The sequence below is a fragment of the Flammeovirgaceae bacterium SG7u.111 genome, assembly GCA_034044135.1.
GTDB lineage: Bacteria > Bacteroidota > Bacteroidia > Cytophagales > Flammeovirgaceae.
Genome location: CP139021.1, coordinates 237,473 through 253,977 on the forward strand (window position 1 = coordinate 237,473; position 16,505 = coordinate 253,977).

11 protein-coding genes and 2 tRNA genes are annotated in these 16,505 nt (G+C 40.2%); 6 read left to right on the top strand and 7 right to left on the bottom strand.

All coding sequences use genetic code 11. The features are described from left to right. Positions 1-26: 26 nt before the first annotated feature. A complete protein-coding gene (locus tag R9C00_00945) occupies positions 27-659 on the top strand; it encodes a LysE family translocator (GenBank protein WPO36016.1) in 633 nt (210 codons plus the stop codon). Between the two features lie 63 nt (positions 660-722). Here R9C00_00945 and R9C00_00950 read toward each other — a convergent pair whose 3' ends face one another. Beyond that, complete coding sequence (locus R9C00_00950) at positions 723-1,847, bottom strand: hypothetical protein (GenBank protein WPO36017.1); 1,125 nt, start codon at positions 1,845-1,847, stop codon at positions 723-725. 143 nt (positions 1,848-1,990) lie between these two features. Here R9C00_00950 and R9C00_00955 point away from each other — a divergent pair, with 143 nt between their 5' ends. Next, entirely contained in the window at positions 1,991-2,773 is a 783-nt protein-coding gene (locus R9C00_00955; GenBank protein WPO36018.1) for an IS5 family transposase, read from the top strand. Between the two features lie 16 nt (positions 2,774-2,789). Here R9C00_00955 and R9C00_00960 read toward each other — a convergent pair whose 3' ends face one another. The 6 genes from R9C00_00960 to R9C00_00985 form a co-directional block, all read right to left on the bottom strand. Continuing rightward, the gene (locus R9C00_00960; protein ID WPO36019.1) at positions 2,790-3,200 is read right to left on the bottom strand and encodes a hypothetical protein; all 411 of its coding nucleotides are present in this window, start codon (positions 3,198-3,200) and stop codon (positions 2,790-2,792) included. Positions 3,201-3,540: 340 nt separating this feature from the next. Then, a tRNA-Leu gene (locus R9C00_00965) sits at positions 3,541-3,624 on the bottom strand. A gap of 57 nt (positions 3,625-3,681) precedes the next feature. Next, positions 3,682-3,754 (bottom strand) — tRNA-Gly (locus tag R9C00_00970). Positions 3,755-3,850: 96 nt separating this feature from the next. Then, the gene (locus tag R9C00_00975; protein WPO36020.1) at positions 3,851-4,480 is read right to left on the bottom strand and encodes a rhomboid family intramembrane serine protease; all 630 of its coding nucleotides are present in this window, start codon (positions 4,478-4,480) and stop codon (positions 3,851-3,853) included. 160 nt (positions 4,481-4,640) lie between these two features. Then, entirely contained in the window at positions 4,641-5,969 is a 1,329-nt protein-coding gene (gene xylA / locus R9C00_00980) for a xylose isomerase (GenBank protein WPO36021.1), read from the bottom strand. A 428-nt stretch (positions 5,970-6,397) separates the two neighbouring features. After that, positions 6,398-7,360: a Gfo/Idh/MocA family oxidoreductase gene (locus tag R9C00_00985; protein ID WPO36022.1), complete on the bottom strand. Its 963-nt coding sequence runs from the start codon at positions 7,358-7,360 to the stop codon at positions 6,398-6,400. A gap of 357 nt (positions 7,361-7,717) precedes the next feature. Between R9C00_00985 and R9C00_00990 the strand changes: the two genes are divergently transcribed. Genes R9C00_00990 through R9C00_01005 form a run of 4 tightly spaced genes read left to right on the top strand, consistent with a single transcriptional unit; the run spans position 7,718 to position 16,443 of the window. After that, positions 7,718-11,482: a leucine-rich repeat protein gene (locus tag R9C00_00990; protein WPO36023.1), complete on the top strand. Its 3,765-nt coding sequence runs from the start codon at positions 7,718-7,720 to the stop codon at positions 11,480-11,482. 1 nt (position 11,483) lies between these two features. Then, the gene (locus R9C00_00995) at positions 11,484-12,710 is read left to right on the top strand and encodes a VWA-like domain-containing protein (GenBank protein ID WPO36024.1); all 1,227 of its coding nucleotides are present in this window, start codon (positions 11,484-11,486) and stop codon (positions 12,708-12,710) included. Positions 12,711-12,737: 27 nt separating this feature from the next. After that, positions 12,738-13,853 carry an AAA family ATPase gene (locus R9C00_01000; GenBank protein WPO36025.1) on the top strand — a complete coding sequence of 372 codons (1,116 nt, stop codon included), beginning with the start codon at positions 12,738-12,740 and terminating at the stop codon, positions 13,851-13,853. A 16-nt stretch (positions 13,854-13,869) separates the two neighbouring features. After that, on the top strand, positions 13,870-16,443 hold the full coding sequence (locus R9C00_01005; GenBank protein ID WPO36026.1) for a hypothetical protein: 2,574 nt from the start codon (positions 13,870-13,872) through the stop codon (positions 16,441-16,443). Positions 16,444-16,505: the final 62 nt, after the last annotated feature.

A 16,505-nucleotide genomic window follows, 5' to 3' on the forward strand; every position in this document is an offset into this window, starting at 1 on the left:
AAAAAGCTACTTTATACAAATAGCATATGACACCAATTCAAGATTTACTATTGTTCGGGTTAGCAGCATTGATTATGGTACTAACCCCAGGACCAAATATGATTTATTTGATTTCAAGGTCCTTGTCTCAAGGGAAGAAAGCGGGAATTATATCCTTATTAGGAGTGATGTGTGGGTTTTTGTTTCATATACTCATGGTCTCATTTGGGTTGACTACCATCTTTTTTGCCGTGCCTTATGCATTCGTTACAGTTAAGTTTTTTGGGGTGGGATATCTTTTGTATTTGGCGTATAACTCTGTAAAATCAAAAAATACGATTTTCAATGCTGATGAAAATATGCGAGCAGACAAACCTTTGAAGCTATTTAATATAGGATTGCTGACCAATGTGCTGAACCCGAAAATGGCCGTGTTTTACCTTTCGCTTTTCCCCCAGTTTATAAAGCCTGAATACGGTTCTATCTTTGGGCAGAGTTTACAGCTAGGTGTTGTTCAAATACTCATCAGCTTTACCGTAAACTTCCTAATCGTAATCTCTGCGGCAAAAATGGCAAGTTGGTTTTCCAAAAAGCCAATTTGGCTAAGGGTACAAAAATGGTTTATGACTTCGGTGTTGACTGGGCTTGCGGTGAAGATGTTATTTGCGAAGGCGAGGTAGTTTTTTAAGTGGAAAGCTCAAATCTATCTATAGATTTGGGAGTGCTTGAGATATGGCAACTATCTATTCAAGTTTGAATTCATACTCTTTTTGCTTCCAAGAAGATATCGATATCGTAGCTTTTGAGTAGATGTTTTGATGAATATCGCCATTGATATTAAAAGTAATTCTAAACCGGAGACCATAATGGTTTAATACAAGAGAATTATCAATATGAGGGTAAATAGAAATATTGTCAATGATGGGGTTGTTCTGGATATTCTTTAAATCATTTTTCAAAGTATGGTACAAAGTGTCATAATGAAGACCTTGGAGAAGGGTTCTTTTAGAGTCTAAATTATTTTCATACTTTATAACTAAGTCTTTTTTTAGTACATAATTGACTTTGTTTATTTGCTTTTTAATTGAAGGGTCAATGTATAATCCTGAAGTGTTAGATCTGTCTTTTTGATTTAAATCATCTTTGTAATTAAGATAATTAAGTTCAGGAGATAGAAAGGAGATTGTAAAGTTTAACTCATTATTTAGATTGTTGATAGAAGGTTCAGCTAGGCTTATTTCAATTGGGACTTGCCAGATTTTTTGGGCTTGATTGACTGTTTGAGAAAGATAGAAGTTATACTTATTTTTAGCTGAGTCTAAAAAAGAAAACTCTTCTGAGGACATGCCAAAATTATTGGGAGAAAATGAAATTGTATTTTGTTTGTTTTTTAAAAAGTAGATATTGAACTCATCTGATGAGTTTCCCAGATTATTTTGAGTCTTTTTTTTACTTTCTAATTTTGTTCGGTTTATTATAATAATTGGAATGTTTGATTCTCTGTATTCAAGATTAAATATTTTATGGCTTGTTTTGCTGGTCTTGCTATGAATTATTTCAACCCCTTCTACAAGGTTGATCAATTCATTGTATCGTGCTTGATATATTTTAGTTTTGTTAGATATTATGCTATAAAATTCATTATTAAAGTTTAAAGCTGCATAATCTTCTGGAAACCCTTCTAATCCTCTTTGTCTGATTGCTTGGTACATATAAACATGGTTGATAAAATAGGATATATGATTTTGCAGGTACTCATCAGCTTGGGCTAGATGAATTTTTTTTTCAATAATGTCCACTATTGCCAAATAATTAGGAAGTATGACCATTGAGTCAAGATTATCTCCTACATATTGGTTTTGAAGCATATCAAAAACAGATTTGTTTTTTTCTAGCCTGATCAATATTGGCCAGTAAAACTCTTCTAATTGTCGTGTTATATAAGAGCATGTTTAAATTTTGAAAAGAGCCGGGCAGGCTAAAACTTTGTAGTGACGAAACAACAAAGTTTATGGAAACAGGATATACCCGCTTGACCTCCCGGCAATGGCAATATATAAAAGAATATCTTCCCGTGGAAAGGAAACGCAAATATGACCTCAGGGACGTGGTGGACTCGATCTTGTACTGCATGCGCAGCGGACAGCAGTGGCGCAGCCTCTCGGGCGAGGGACGCCCTCCTTGGAATGTGGTATACTATTATTTCCGCAAGTGGCAGGGGGACAACACGCTTTTTCGGCTGAACGCGGCACTCAACCAACTAGAGCGCAAGAGGAAGGGCAAGAAGGCGACCCCGAGCATGCTTTCCATTGATAGCCAGTCGGTAAAGTGCGCGCCTTTTATCGGGCAGGACACGGGGCTGGACGGCAACAAGAAGGTGAACGGGAGAAAAAGGCACGTCATCACCGATACGCTCGGGCTGGTATGGGGAGTGGTCGCCACTGGCGCCAACGAGCATGACGGCACGATAGGGCAACGGGTGGTGGAGCCCCTCTTGGGCTACCTGCACAGGATGGAAAAGATCCTGGCAGACCAGGCCTATAAAAAGAAGTTCACCGGATGGGTAGAGGACAACATAAGGGGCGTAGAGGTCGAGATATCCTCTTGTCCCCCAACCCCCAGGGGCTTTGTGCCCATCAAGTGGAGATGGGTCACCGAGAGGACATTCGGCACGTTCAATTTCTTCCGGAGGCTGTCCAAAGACTATGAAAAAACTACCAAAAGCCAAGAAGCTTGGGTTTTATGGCAAAACTGCCAAATAATACTTAATAGGATCAAAAAAATGCCTATTTAAAATTTTTAAACATGATCTAATTAAGTCTTGCCCTATTAAGGTCTTTTTCATTGTCTGTATTGATACTTTCAACTTGGAGTATGGAGTCATTTCGAAGTTGGGCATTGATTTTTTGTAACTCTACTTCATAGCTTTTGCCCAACAGTTGAATTTCATTTTTTAGTTCAAGGTCTTTTACATATTCTTCAAGAAGTTTTTGGGTGCTATTGTCCTTTTCTTTTTGTATCTCATTTAACCTTGCTTCATGTATTTTATTTAGACTGTCAATTCTTATTTGATTAATGGTTTGTGAGTGTTGTAGGTTTTCTGAAGAGATGTATCCGAAATAAGCAAGGGCTCCTCCTACTATTATTGTAATGAAAAGGTTGTTAAACAGTGACATTAAGATGATGTGCTTTAAACTGCTTTTTTTAGGCTCGCCAGGCATTATATTACAAATTAGGGTTGTTTTATTGTAAGTTCACCTTGTTAAGGTAGAAAAATATTATTTGCTTAACAAGCTTATTAAGAAGATGAATTATAAAGCACGATCTTTTAGCCAAAATTCACTTCATAGCAGGTGCTGTCATTATGCCTCCGCTAAAATCTTTAGCCTCCATGAGCCGATTATATTAGTTATTCGGCTCATGTATACGGAGTTAATGAGCCCATTAAATCATTTATTCGGCTCACAACCTTTTCGGCATTCACACTTTTGAGCCAAAACCTATAATTTACTGTAGGGCATAAAAAAATCCCCAAGGAAAAACTTCCTTGGGGATTTTTAGTACCAGGAGTGGGACTTGAACCCACACGACCTTGCGGTCACAAGATTTTAAGTCTTGCGTGTCTACCAATTCCACCATCCCGGCAAATGGTAAAGTTACAAAGGAAAAAAATAAGCCCAATTCTTTGAATTGGGCTTAGCGAGCGGGAGACGAGACTCGGACTCGCGACCCCCACCTTGGCAAGGTGATGCTCTACCAACTGAGCTACTCCCGCTTGTTCCTTTTTTTTAGGTGTGCAAATATAACAGAACAGATTTCAAAACCACAAAAAAATCTAGCATAATTTTTTAAATTTTTCTGTGGACTATTCCTAGAATGCCGACCACGTTGCTAGTTGTTGGAAGAAAGATATTGCTACTGAGGGTTTTATGGCAATGCTGAAAATAACACCAAACAAAGCTCCATAGAAGTGCGCATCGTGATTTATATTATCCCGCCCTTGTTTTGACTGGTAGTAAGAGTAAATGAGGTACAGCGCTCCCATGATAAACCCTGGAATGGGGAGGGGGATGAACATGAGGTAAATTGGGCTGAGCGGGTTGAACATGATGGAGGCAAAGACCACCGCAGACACCCCACCTGATGCGCCCAGTGAGTTGTAATTAGGATTGTTCCTATGCTTCAGATAGGTCGGAATATCCGATACAATCACCCCAACCAAAAAGAGCAAGATGAGATAATAAGATCCTGTTGACCCAATTTCTCTGTACAGCAGTGCTTCCATGAGGCTACCGAAGAAGTAGAGGGTGAACATATTGAAAAAAAGGTGACCGTAACCGTTATGAATAAAGCCAGAACTGACCAAGCGGTAATATTCCTTGTCACGCTGTACCCTATACGGATTCAACATCAGTTTGTAATAATATTCGGGCTTTTGCCAAGCGGCAAGGCTGGCAACTACTATGACTATGATTAATCCTAAGGTGATTGAAATACCCATATGTTTTATGTTGTTTTTTTACATCGATAGAACCTGTCCCCAAACTTACTCAGTTCATTTCAGAATAAACAATAAACCCCATTGCTAGTAGCAATAGGGTTTGTGTTTGGTTATTGTGAAAAATGTGCTGAAAGGCTTCATATAAAGCCTTTGTATCATCCTAAATAAATTGATTGATGATGTTTTCCAAGTACTCTTGTTTCCCACTTATCAACTCTGGCTCTCCAGCTTTTTGAGCTATCTTCTGAAGGTCTTCTAGCGTAAGCTCGCCATTTTCAAATGCCTTGCCATTTCCCGAATCGAAGGTAGCGTACCTATCTTCCCTGATTTTTTTGTAGTCAGAGCTTCCGAGCATTTTATCGGCAATGATAAGCGCACGAGCAAAGTTATCCATACCGCCAATGTGGGCATAGAAAATATCAGCCAAGTCGGTAGAGTTTCTTCTTGTTTTGGCATCGAAGTTTATTCCACCGCCTTGCAAGCCACCAGCCTCTAGGAACACGAGCATCGCCTGTACCAATTCGTAAAGGTTCACAGGGAATTGGTCAGTATCCCATCCGTTTTGGTAATCGCCACGGTTGGCATCCATGCTGCCTAGTAGGCCGGCATCGGCTGCAACTTGCATTTCGTGTTGGAAAGTATGGCTCGCCAAGGTAGCATGGTTCACTTCCAAGTTCAATTTGAAATCGTCCAACAAATCGAACTCTCTCAAGAAACCGATTACGGTAGCCGAATCGAAGTCGTACTGGTGCTTGGTTGGTTCCATAGGCTTAGGCTCTATTAGGAAGTTTCCTGTAAAGCCATTTTTCCTAGCATAGTCTTTTGCTGTGTGTAGGAAGCGGGCCATGTGCTCTCTTTCACGCTTCATATCCGTGTTGAGCAATGACATATACCCTTCTCTACCTCCCCAGAATACGTAGTTTTCACCGCCCAGCGCGATGGTTGCATCTAAAGCGTTTTTCACCTGTGAAGCGGCAATAGACAATACCCTAAAATCGGGGTTGGTAGCTGCACCGTTCATAAAGCGAGGGTGAGAAAAACAGTTAGAAGTACCCCAAAGCAATTTTACTCCCGATGCTGCTTGTTTTTCTTTCGCATAACCTACGATCGTTTGCAAGCGGCTTGCAGACTCCGAAAGGTTTGATCCTTCGTTCACCAAATCGTAATCGTGGAAGCAGTAGTAAGGAGCGCCTATTTTTGTGATAAATTCAAAAGCGGCATCCATTTTATCTTTAGCGCTTTGTACCGCATCGCTGCTAGTGAGCCAAGGGAAGTTTTTGGTACCTCTGCCGAAAGGATCGCCACCGTCTCCGCAGAAGGTATGCCAGTAAGCTACGGCAAATCGCAAATGATCTTTTAGTGTTTTTCCACCCACTACAAGGTTTTCGTCATAATATTTGAACGCCAAAGGGTTGGTCGATTCCTTTCCTTCAAACCCAATTTTTCCAATTCCTTTGAAGAATTCTTTTTCTCCAGTTACAATGCTCATAATGATGAAATTTTTAAAAATAAGATATATATACTTAAAAAATTAAGGGGTTATTGCGCTGCTGGTTTCTTTACTAGTGCTATTTCCCGAGTTAAGTTTATGTTAGAAATTGACCTTACAATAATAGGTCATTATGCCCTTTCCTCAATTACCTCATTAGCAGAAAATTGGGATGAATTGTGAAAACAAAGTTGTTGATGTTTTTTGCTATTTCAGTAACATAATACGTTTTCGAAAAACTCTATTGCTAACTTTTCTATTTTCTTAGCACTATACTTAAGTGCGTGTTTAATATGTTTTTTACCGCATTATGCACAGAAAATAAAGGGCAAACTTGAGGGGATTGATTCTTTTTTAGCCCAAACACTCGTTTTTAGTTTTTGCTCTTTTCTTGAAATGCGAATGCTAGATTTGTTTAAAGTTAAGCTTTAATGAGTAAAGTTTTCTTTTACCAAAGCCATGATTTCTTGTAGCTTTCTGCTACACTCAAAAGGTATGATATCCGACTGGGTTTTTCCTTCCAGTATATCTTGAGAGGCAGCCCTGATTTCACACTCAAAGCCAATCCCTTTCCGGTTGTCGATGTAGTGCTCCACCATTTTTTCTCCTTCGTAATAAAAACATTCCTTTGCTCTCCAAAACTCTGGAATAGCGATATAACCCTTCTCACCGATGATATACGTCCAGTTGGGCAACTTACAGCGAAATGAAGTTAGTAGCGAAGCCGATGCGTTCGGATATTCAAACTGAATATTTATATCATAGTCCACACCCGATGGTGCATTTCTAGAAATGACGCTCATGTTTTGGGGGACTTGCTTCATAAATATCCAAGACATCGCCACGGTATATACGCCCATGTCCAAAAGGCTACCACCAGCCAATTTGGGGCTGAAAAGTCTATTTTCGGCATCGTATTCTTTAGCGTAACCGAAGTCGGCCTTCACGTGGCAAATCTCTCCAATTCTTCCAGCATCTATCCATTCCTGAGCTTTTTGGATAGCAGGTAGGAAGTAGGTCCACATTCCCTCCATAAGGTAATTCCCCGTTTTGTTTGCTACCGAAATTAATTGTTCAAGCTCGGCAGGATTGATGGTAATTGGTTTTTCGCATAAAACAGCCTTCCCGCTTTCCAGTGCCCTGCTCGATTGCTCCAAGTGGAACGTATGGGGCGTGGCCACATAAATTGCATCCACATCCTTGCTGTTGTAAAGCTCTTCGTAGCTGCCCATTGCTTGTGGAATACCGTACTGTTTGGCAAAAGCCTGTGCCCTTTCCAAATTTCTGGAGGCTACGGCAACTACCTCGGCATTTCCAACAAACTTGCAATCAGCGGCAAAATCATGTGCGATAATTCCAGGACCTAAAATTCCCCATCTAACTTTTGACATTTCTATTGGTGTTTAAGTAAATCTTCAAATAAACTTGGTAAGAAATGGATATACTGTTCTTTTGGGGTTTAAGATATACGAATTATTACTTAAAATACAAGAATAATCTGTTTTGTGTAAACGGCTGATTGTCAATAGTATATTTTATTAAGGTAGCATTTGTGATTTATATGAAGGATATGAAACTTTTTGGTTATAGGAACAACTCCGTAAATCCCATACGGTCTGCCAAAATACTTTCGACTTACAAACTTGATCATATACCATTTTATAGGTGTGAGCTGTTGAATAAATAAGAACTCTTTTTAGAAGACTTTTTTGAGGTTTAGATATAACTAATAACAAACATAATCAGCTATGCAGTACCAGAAAATGCCCAATTTGCTAGATGTAGAAGAGGTAACCAATGTTGCAGCATTGAAGAAAGTGAAAGGGAAATATGCGAGACTATCTCTCCAAAATAGAAAAGCAACTAGCCTTCCTAAAGGGATTGTAATTCCCGAACAAGTCGAGCATTTTGAGCTTGACCTAAGCTACAATAAAAAGCTTGATCAGGATGGGCTGATTGATGAACTGCTTGCCATCGATAATTTGAGGGGCTTGGGCTTGATCAAAAATGAGTTTAAAGAGCTGACCGAGAAAATAGGAGAGCTTACAAAGCTAGAAAGTTTAATACTTTGGAGCAATGGTTTGCATGAGTTGCCCAATTCATTTTCCCAACTTGAAAACTTGCGGTACTTGCACCTTAGGAATAACCATCTCAAAACATTCCCCAAGGAAGTTTGTGGCTTTTCGAAGCTAGAACACCTCAATCTACGGTTCAACAAATTCAAGAAAATCCCAAAAGAGTTCTTTCAACTAAAGCATATCAAGTCACTTGATTTATCTTCCTGTAGCCTTGCTTCCTTGACCGAAGAAATTGGCAATTTTACAGAACTTGAATCTTTGTCTTTAGAAAGCAATCAAATTAAGGTTTTGCCAAAAGGCTTGGCTAACTGTCAAAACCTTCGAGAGGTTCATTTGAAGGGAAATAAAAACTTAGACTTGGGGCAAGCTTTTGAGGTTTTGTCTCAAATAAAGTCTTTCAAAAAGCTTAACCTAGCCGAGTGGAAACTGACCGAATTGCCAGAAAATATTGGCAAGATGGTGCACTTAGAAGAGGTGGATATTTCAAACAACTTACTTACCTCTTTGCCCGAGTCCTTGGGTAGCTTGCCTAATCTTCAGAATCTGAATTTTGAGAAAAATGCCTTAGACCCTGAGCAAGTTTTTCCTGTGTTGGCTCAAATCCAATCATTAAAAGAGTTAAATCTAAACCATTTTAACTGTTTTGGTAATGCTGAAAACACTGAGCCTATTCCCGAATCTATTGGCTTGTTCAGCCAGCTTGAAGTTCTTGATTTGAGCTATGCCAAAGGGGTGGCTTTACTGCCAGATAGCATCAAGAATTGTAAGGGTTTAAAGAGGCTAAGGGTAGTAAAAACCAAATTGCAGAAACTTCCAGAGGGGCTGGGAGAGCTGGAGGGTTTAGAAGATTTGAGTGTTTACAATAATGCTGAACTGGGCACAATACCTGAGAGTATTTACCAACTTAATAACTTAAAGAGACTGCATTTTAGAGGAAACGGTGCGCAGCTAGAAGTGTACAAATTAAACGGTTCTATGAGTTTGGAACACCTTTCGGTCGATAAGGTAAGCGATGAAGAATTTACTCATTTTTCCAATTATAAAGCTCTTAAAGTGCTGAGTTGGAACTCTGATGAACTGACCGAGTTGCCCGATAGTTTCTTCGATGTTGCTCTCGAAGAGTTTAGTTTTTGGAGTTTTCCAAAGCTAGACGAAGACAGTGCTTTACAAAAGTTAGCTGCTAAAAAGACCGTAAGAACGCTGAAATTCCATTACCAAAACCTTCATGATTTCAATTGGTATATAGAGCGTTTGCAAGCTTTTTCCGAATTGGAAGAGGTTCAGATTTATGTAAATGAGAAAAAGATCCCTGCCGAGCTTGTCAAGCTTTCATTCATCAAGCAGTTGAAAATTGAGGTACAAACCAATTACGATCGTCAAGCCGAAAAACTATCTTTCCCTCTTAATTTTGCTCAGTTTGCCAGCGGCGACCAAATCAGTTTTACGAGGTACAGCAAAACAGCCTTGCAGGTTAAGGATATTTTGGAAAAACTCGGAAAGGTGGATGGGCTTTCTGATCAGAAAAAGCAACTCGGCTTTGGGCTGTTTATGGGCTATTTTGATAAACTAGATGAGTTGCTGGAAAATCCTTTTCAGCAATCTGCCGACCTAGCAGGGATTACGGTTTTTGTAGCTGGAAAACCGTCTGGGTCAACGCTAACAGCACTGAGGAAAGAACTTACGGAAAGAGGGGCGAAGGTGGCAAAAAAATTGGATGCAAAAGTGACTCATGTAATGGTGACACCAAGCACCAAAGAAGAAATGGTTCTTCAAATACTGGCTGGGGATTATTCCATCTTTTTGGAAGACCATCTTAAAAACCAGCAGATTAAGGAAAATACGCCTTACCTGATGGAAGAAGGGGGTGAAGAGCTAACGGAACAAATCACGCGCTTAATGAAGGTGCAAGATGAGGACAACACAGCCTTACTTCTCGAGCTGATAGAAGGTGGCGGTGCGAACAAATTGTTGCTCTCTTATTTACTCGCCATCCACTTGTTCCACAACGATAATGACATTCGGCGAAAGTCTAGAAACCTGTTCAAAAAATACGCTTCTTCGGAGTTTCAGAGCAGTGTAAAGAACCATTGGAAAAACAGCTTTAGGGATAAAAATATAGACCAATTCAAGTTGGTGTACAACCACCCAGAGGTCGATGTTTGTGCCTTTATCTTAGCCTTTAAAATGGTAAGGTGGCACCAAATGGCTCAGAAGAACATCAACTATTATCGCCATAATTTTGTGCGGATGGACGGCTTTCCAAAGGAGGCATACACCGATAGCCTAGCCGAATGGGATTTTTGTGAAAACCTGATCATTGAGCTGGAAGAGCCGCTAGAAGAAGAGTTTCTTTACGAGAAATTAAAAAACTTGCCTCTCAAAGAGCTTACACTTTCCTATCCCATGACTGAGTACCCGGTTCGCTTGGCTTCTATGGAGCACTTAGAATCGTTGACTATTGGTAAGTGGGGACAGGATGAAAAGCTTTCTATTCCAGAAACTACCTTGAAAAATCCTGCGCTCAAGAGACTTACTTTTTCCTACAGCAGTCTTATAAATACTAATGCATTAGCGGGTTATTCGAATGTGGAAAGGTTGTATTTTTCCAATTGCAAGCTGGATAGTTTGGACTTTTTAGCAAGCCTAAAAGAGGTTTCTGACCTTAATTTGACAGCCTGTAACCTGACAGAACTTCCTGCTGCTATCCAATCTTATTCTAAGTTGGAGCACTTGCGAATTGGAGATAACCATATCGAAAAACTGGATATTAACTTTAGCCAATTCAAAAAATTACAATCATTGTATGCTGATAATTGTAAGCTCAATTACATAGCCGATACTTTCCATGATTGCAACAATTTGGAAGATGTGCATATCTCCAACAATGAACTAGAAGTCTTGCCAGCTTCCTTGTTCAAATGCGAAAGTAAATGGTATAGCGGTAAGCGTATTATTGCAAGGAAGAATAAAATCAAATCCATTGGAGGAAATACTTCTGGTAATAGAGGATTGTTGAAATCAATTTCTAACATCTTTTCAAAAAGTGAAGGTGCTGATCCTGCTAAAAAAATCAGGTTGAGGGCATTGGACTTGATGGAAAACCAATTGGAAGAAGTACCGCCTATTTTGTGGGAGTTGGAGGAGATTGATGAGTTGAAACTCGATCAAAATCCGATTAAGACTTTTCCAGCTGACTTCAAAAAGCTAAAAGTGAGTAGAATCAGTTTGGACGAAACTGAAATTTCAACCTTCCCACTTCAGTTATTTGACTCGGAAGTTAAGCAAGTGACATTGCCTTCTTTGGATAAAATGGACTTGCCCGATCCGTCTCAGATTCCAGCATATAGCAAATGGATCTACTGTTCAGGCTCAAGCTCGCTTTCTGAAAAATCGCTAGCGTTTAAAAAAGTGTTAGACGAAAAACGCGAACAATAAGATGGTGGTAGAGCAAAGCAGAATCCTCGACGAGGTTACAAAAACCAGCATCAGCTTGTTGCTGAAAGAACCGTTCTATTCCCACTTTTTTAGCTGTATGAACAAAGAGGTGGTAGCTGTAGATAGTTCTATCCAGACGATGGGCGTAGGGCTGCGAGCCAAATCGCATACGCTATTTGTAAACCCAACTTTTTGGGATGAGTTTTTGGTAAAACCTGCCCATCGCTATGGAGTAGTGAAGCACGAGGTGTTGCACATTGTACTGAAGCATACCCTTGCCGACCGCAAAGGAAAGGATGCCCATCTGATGAACATCGCCATGGATATTGTGGTGAACCAGTACATAGACCGAGAAAATTTGCCAGATGAATCGGTGAGGATGGATCTTTTTCCCGAACTCAATCTAGAGAAAGACCAAACTTGGCAGTATTACTACGATAAGCTGACAGACCTGAATGAGAAACTAGAATCGGAATATAAAGGCACAATCGCTGCTGAAAGCCTCAAATCGATAGAACGCAGTTCGCATGGCTTGGACAGACACGAGGTTTGGAAAGAGATTATAGCTCAGAGTAAAGTAGAAAAAGACTTGCTAGAGGCGCATGTGGAAAACCTAATCCATATTTCTAACCAGCGAACATCTAGCAAGAGTTATGGAAAGTTGCCCGCAGGTTTGCGCTCTTATCTAGATTCTATTCTCATAAAAGAAAAACCTCTGGTGGATTGGCGAAAAGTGATCAAACTTTTTTCTGAAAGTAGTAGCCGAACCAAGATTAAAAATACCATTAAGCGACCTTCCAAACGGTTTGGGACGGTACCTGGGATTAAGGTCAGGAAGCTGAAAAAACTACTAGTAGCGGTGGATACATCGGGAAGTGTAAGCCAAGAAGATTTGGGCGATTTCTTTTCCGAAATCTACCATATTTGGAGGCAGCGAGCCGAAATTCAAGTAGTGGAATGCGATGTGAAAATCCAAAATGTGTATGAATACCGGGGGAAAACACCGGAGTTTATTATGGGTAGAGGAGGTACAGATTTTAATGCCCCCATTGAGTATGGCAACAAGGTTTTTCAGCCTGATGGGCTGATCTATTTTACCGACGGTTATGCTCCGGCACCAACGCATATGTCCCGATTTCCGATACTCTGGGTGATCAGCCGAGATGGCTTAGGCCCGAAGAGCTCGGAGTTTAGTGCCTTCAAAGGAAGGAAAGCAAAATTGAAATAAACAAGACTACAAACAAGCATAGTATAAATGGAAAAGACTCAGCAGTTTGATTACATCACCTACGGAACAAAAACCGATGCTATTGAGATCAATAAGTTTTTGGATCATATCATCAATACAAATCTGAAAAGTGATTTAGAGAAGCCCGCCACGCCTATTTGTATTTGGGGGATGCATGGTATTGGCAAAACCGAATTGGTCAGCGATTTTGCCCAAGAGCATGGCTATAAGTTTGTGTACATTGCCCCTGCTCAGTTTGAAGAAATGGGGGATTTGCTAGGTATGCCAAGTGCAGACCCCGAAACCCATGTTACCAAATTTATCCCACCAGAATGGGTACCTACTGAAGAAGAGCCAGGCATTTTGCTCATAGATGATGTGAACCGTGCCGATGACCGGATTTTGAGAGGAATCATGCAGCTGCTTCAGAATTATGAATTGATCAGTTGGAAGCTGCCAAAAAAATGGAACATCGTTCTTACTGCTAACCCTGATGGCGGCGATTATTCTGTTACCACCATGGACGATGCTATTTTGACCCGAATGATGCACATCACCATGGAGTTTGATGTGAAAGCTTGGGCAAAGTGGGCGGAGAAAAATGAGATAGACCCAAGAGGGATTGATTTTGTATTGACCTACCCAGAAATTGTTGCTGGGCAGCGGACAACTCCTCGTTCGCTAGTACAATTCTTTTCTGCTATCTCGTCCATTCAGAACTTAAAAGAAGGGCTGGATATGGTGAAAATGTTGGCAGATGCCAGCTTGGATAAAGAAACTGCGGTAGCCTTTATCAACTTCATCAATATGGATTTGGATAAGTTGATCGCTCCTATTGATATCTTGAAAGCTCCAGATTTTAAAATAGTGCAAGGGCAATTGAAAAAATTGATTGATGGAAAAACCAAGCGTTTGGATATTCTCTCGGTAGTTATGACTCGCCTTACCAACTTCCTGATTTACAACAAAGAAGAATTGGATAATAAGCAGTTCGACAATTTGAAAAGCTTTATCTTGTTGAACTTCATGCCGAATGATTTGCGCTTAGCCATGGCGCAAGAACTGGTACAGGCAGATCGGAAAGATTTGAAAAGATTGTACACCGTTCCTGAAGTTGGAAAGCTCATCTTGAAAAAAATGTAATTTAAATCCTTATCCGATGTTCAAGAAAATATTAAATAGCTTGACTGGGTCTAAACCCAAAGAACAAGAAGTAGAAGAGGTTCAAACCCCTGAAGTCTCTTTTGAGAAATATATTAAGGTATTTGGGGAAGGGATTTCTATTACCGATAGGGACAAGGAATTGGAAGAATTGCCCGACGATTTTTTTGATTCTTACCTAGATATAAGCTTTGTAGAAATATATGCGAATGCTCTCAAAAAATTGCCAAGCTCAATTGGGAGACTTCAGCGATTGGAGCGAGTGCAGTTGTATGATACGAGAATAGCGGAGCTTCCTGAAAGTTTTGAAAAATTGCCAGCCCTTCGGTCTTTCACCAACAGGAAAAATAACCTTTTCAAGCTTGAGAAAAACTTGCCCATATTGGCAAAAATAGAAGGGTTTGAGAAGTTAGAGTTGGGAGGGTTTAAGGGGAAAATTGTTCCGGCATCGCTCAAAGAATTAAAAGATCTTCGGGTTATTTCTATCACTTCCGAGGTAGAAAAGCGTATTGATCTTCCTGCATTCTTCACGCTCATAGCGGAGATGACTTGGCTAAAGAAAGTAAAGTTATTTTACCTGAAAGATGGGGTGGAGTATAAAAGCTATTTGGCTAAGCTAGATTTTCTGGAGTTATTGGATCTCTCTTCTTCTGCTACCTACACCCCAACTACTGCGCCTTTGGAATTTGGCTTATTGGAACACGTGAGCTTTGGAAAGCATTCTAACCTAGGAAAGGTTTTGGAAGAGTTTCGTGAGAAAGTTGCTGGTAAAGAAATTACCGAAGAGCAGAGAAAAATACTATTTGGCTTTTTTGTAGGTAACTTTTTGGCATTGAAAGAAGAAGTTCCCAACCTATTGATGGGTGCTTTTGAGAAAAAGGAAAAAATCAATTTGTTCTTAGATGCGAAGCCAAAAGGGCTGACCAAAAAAGCGTTGAAAGAAAAGTTGGTAGATAGTCCCATTGTATTGGATGGAAAAGATAAAGACGCTGCGGAATTGTATGTGGTTGGGGTAAAATCTGCTTATGAAAAAGTAGAAGAATTGGTGACTAGTGGGAAGAAGCTAATCTTGACCGATCATCTGCAAGAGTTGGTAGTGAAGCTGGATGATCCTTGGCTTTTGCAGGAAGAAAATTCAGAGTTGAACGAGCAACTTCTCCAATTGCTTTCTTCCCACATTGACGATAATTATTTGGTAGCTTTTCAGATAATAGAGGGTGGAGGTGCCGACCGAATGATCCAAAGTATGTTGGCAGCCATTATGCTTGCTCACACAGACAAAGCCATTGCCAAAAAGGCGGAAAAGCTCTATACGCAATACGGCTCAACCACTTTTGTAGCCCACTGCAAAACTTTTCGGGGTTTATCGCTGAGGAGGTCAAAAGATACGCTGCGGAAGTTGAACCACCTGCTCAGCCATCCAGATATCGATGCGCTTGCCTTCCGGCTGATGCACCATCGGATTGCGAGTGAGAACCCTAATATTTCGGATGTATATGTAGGCGAATTGATTTTTAAAGAGGATGAAATCTCGACTTTTGGAGAGGAATTCCAGTATTTTAGCCATATCCATACATTGGTGTTGGAAAAGTGCCCAAACCTAAATCTAGCTCAAATTCTTCCTGTTTTAGCGAAGCTCCCTTCTCTCAAAAACTTGACCATTAAAAGTTGCCATGTACAAGTGCCAGCAAGTATTGGTACACTTTCCCAAGTAGAAAAACTGGAGTTGTCTTTTTCTACGGTTATTGATCCTTCCTGCCTGGGTAGCCTCAGCCAACTGACTTCTCTCAATTTGGAAGGGTGCAAAGTAGAAGAGTGGAAATGGATAGAAAACTTGACCAAACTCAACGAGTTGAATTGCAGCAATAATGGCTTGAAGGCTTTCCCCGAAGAGTTTTTTGGCCTCAAACTGATGAGGAAAATGGAAGCCAAGCAAAACAAGTTGACCGAGATTGACCAAAGAATCACTTCATGGATGATGCTCGGGCATTTGGATTTGTGCAACAACCAACTGAAAGAGTTGCCCAGTTTTGTGTTCCAGCTTTTTGCCCTAGAAGTGCTGCTGTTGCGCTCCAATAAGATCAAGCAGTTTGATAGCAAAGAATATGTGAAAAAACTCGACGGCAAGGTGTTCCCTATCAAGTCGCTCAATTTGGCAAGAAACGGGCTAACCGAATTCTCTTTTGGTAGTATGCCCATGCAATATTTGCAAAAGCTGGATATCTCTAATAACAAACTTTCTGTGCTCGATGCCAGTGTATTTACCAATACTGGTAGGTTGATAGAGTTTTATGCATCCAGCAATCAGTTTACCGAAATTCCTAAAGAAATAACTAATAATGGCTATTTCCAAAAACTTTGGTTGCACAAAAACGAGCTTAAAAAGTTGCCTAGCTACATGGCAGATATAAGAGTGGACAATTGCGATGTATCTAATAATCAAATTGAATTTATCCATCCAGATTTTGATGTGAAGGGGAAAGATCGGTATGCACGACTGTACTGGAAGCTTAGAAATAACCCTGTTTGCTCCACATTTGAATATGGATGGGGTGGCCTTTCGCCAAGATAATATTATAATATGCTCTAAGAGGTATTCATAACTTAGATGATTTTCTGGCAATCAATCTTTTG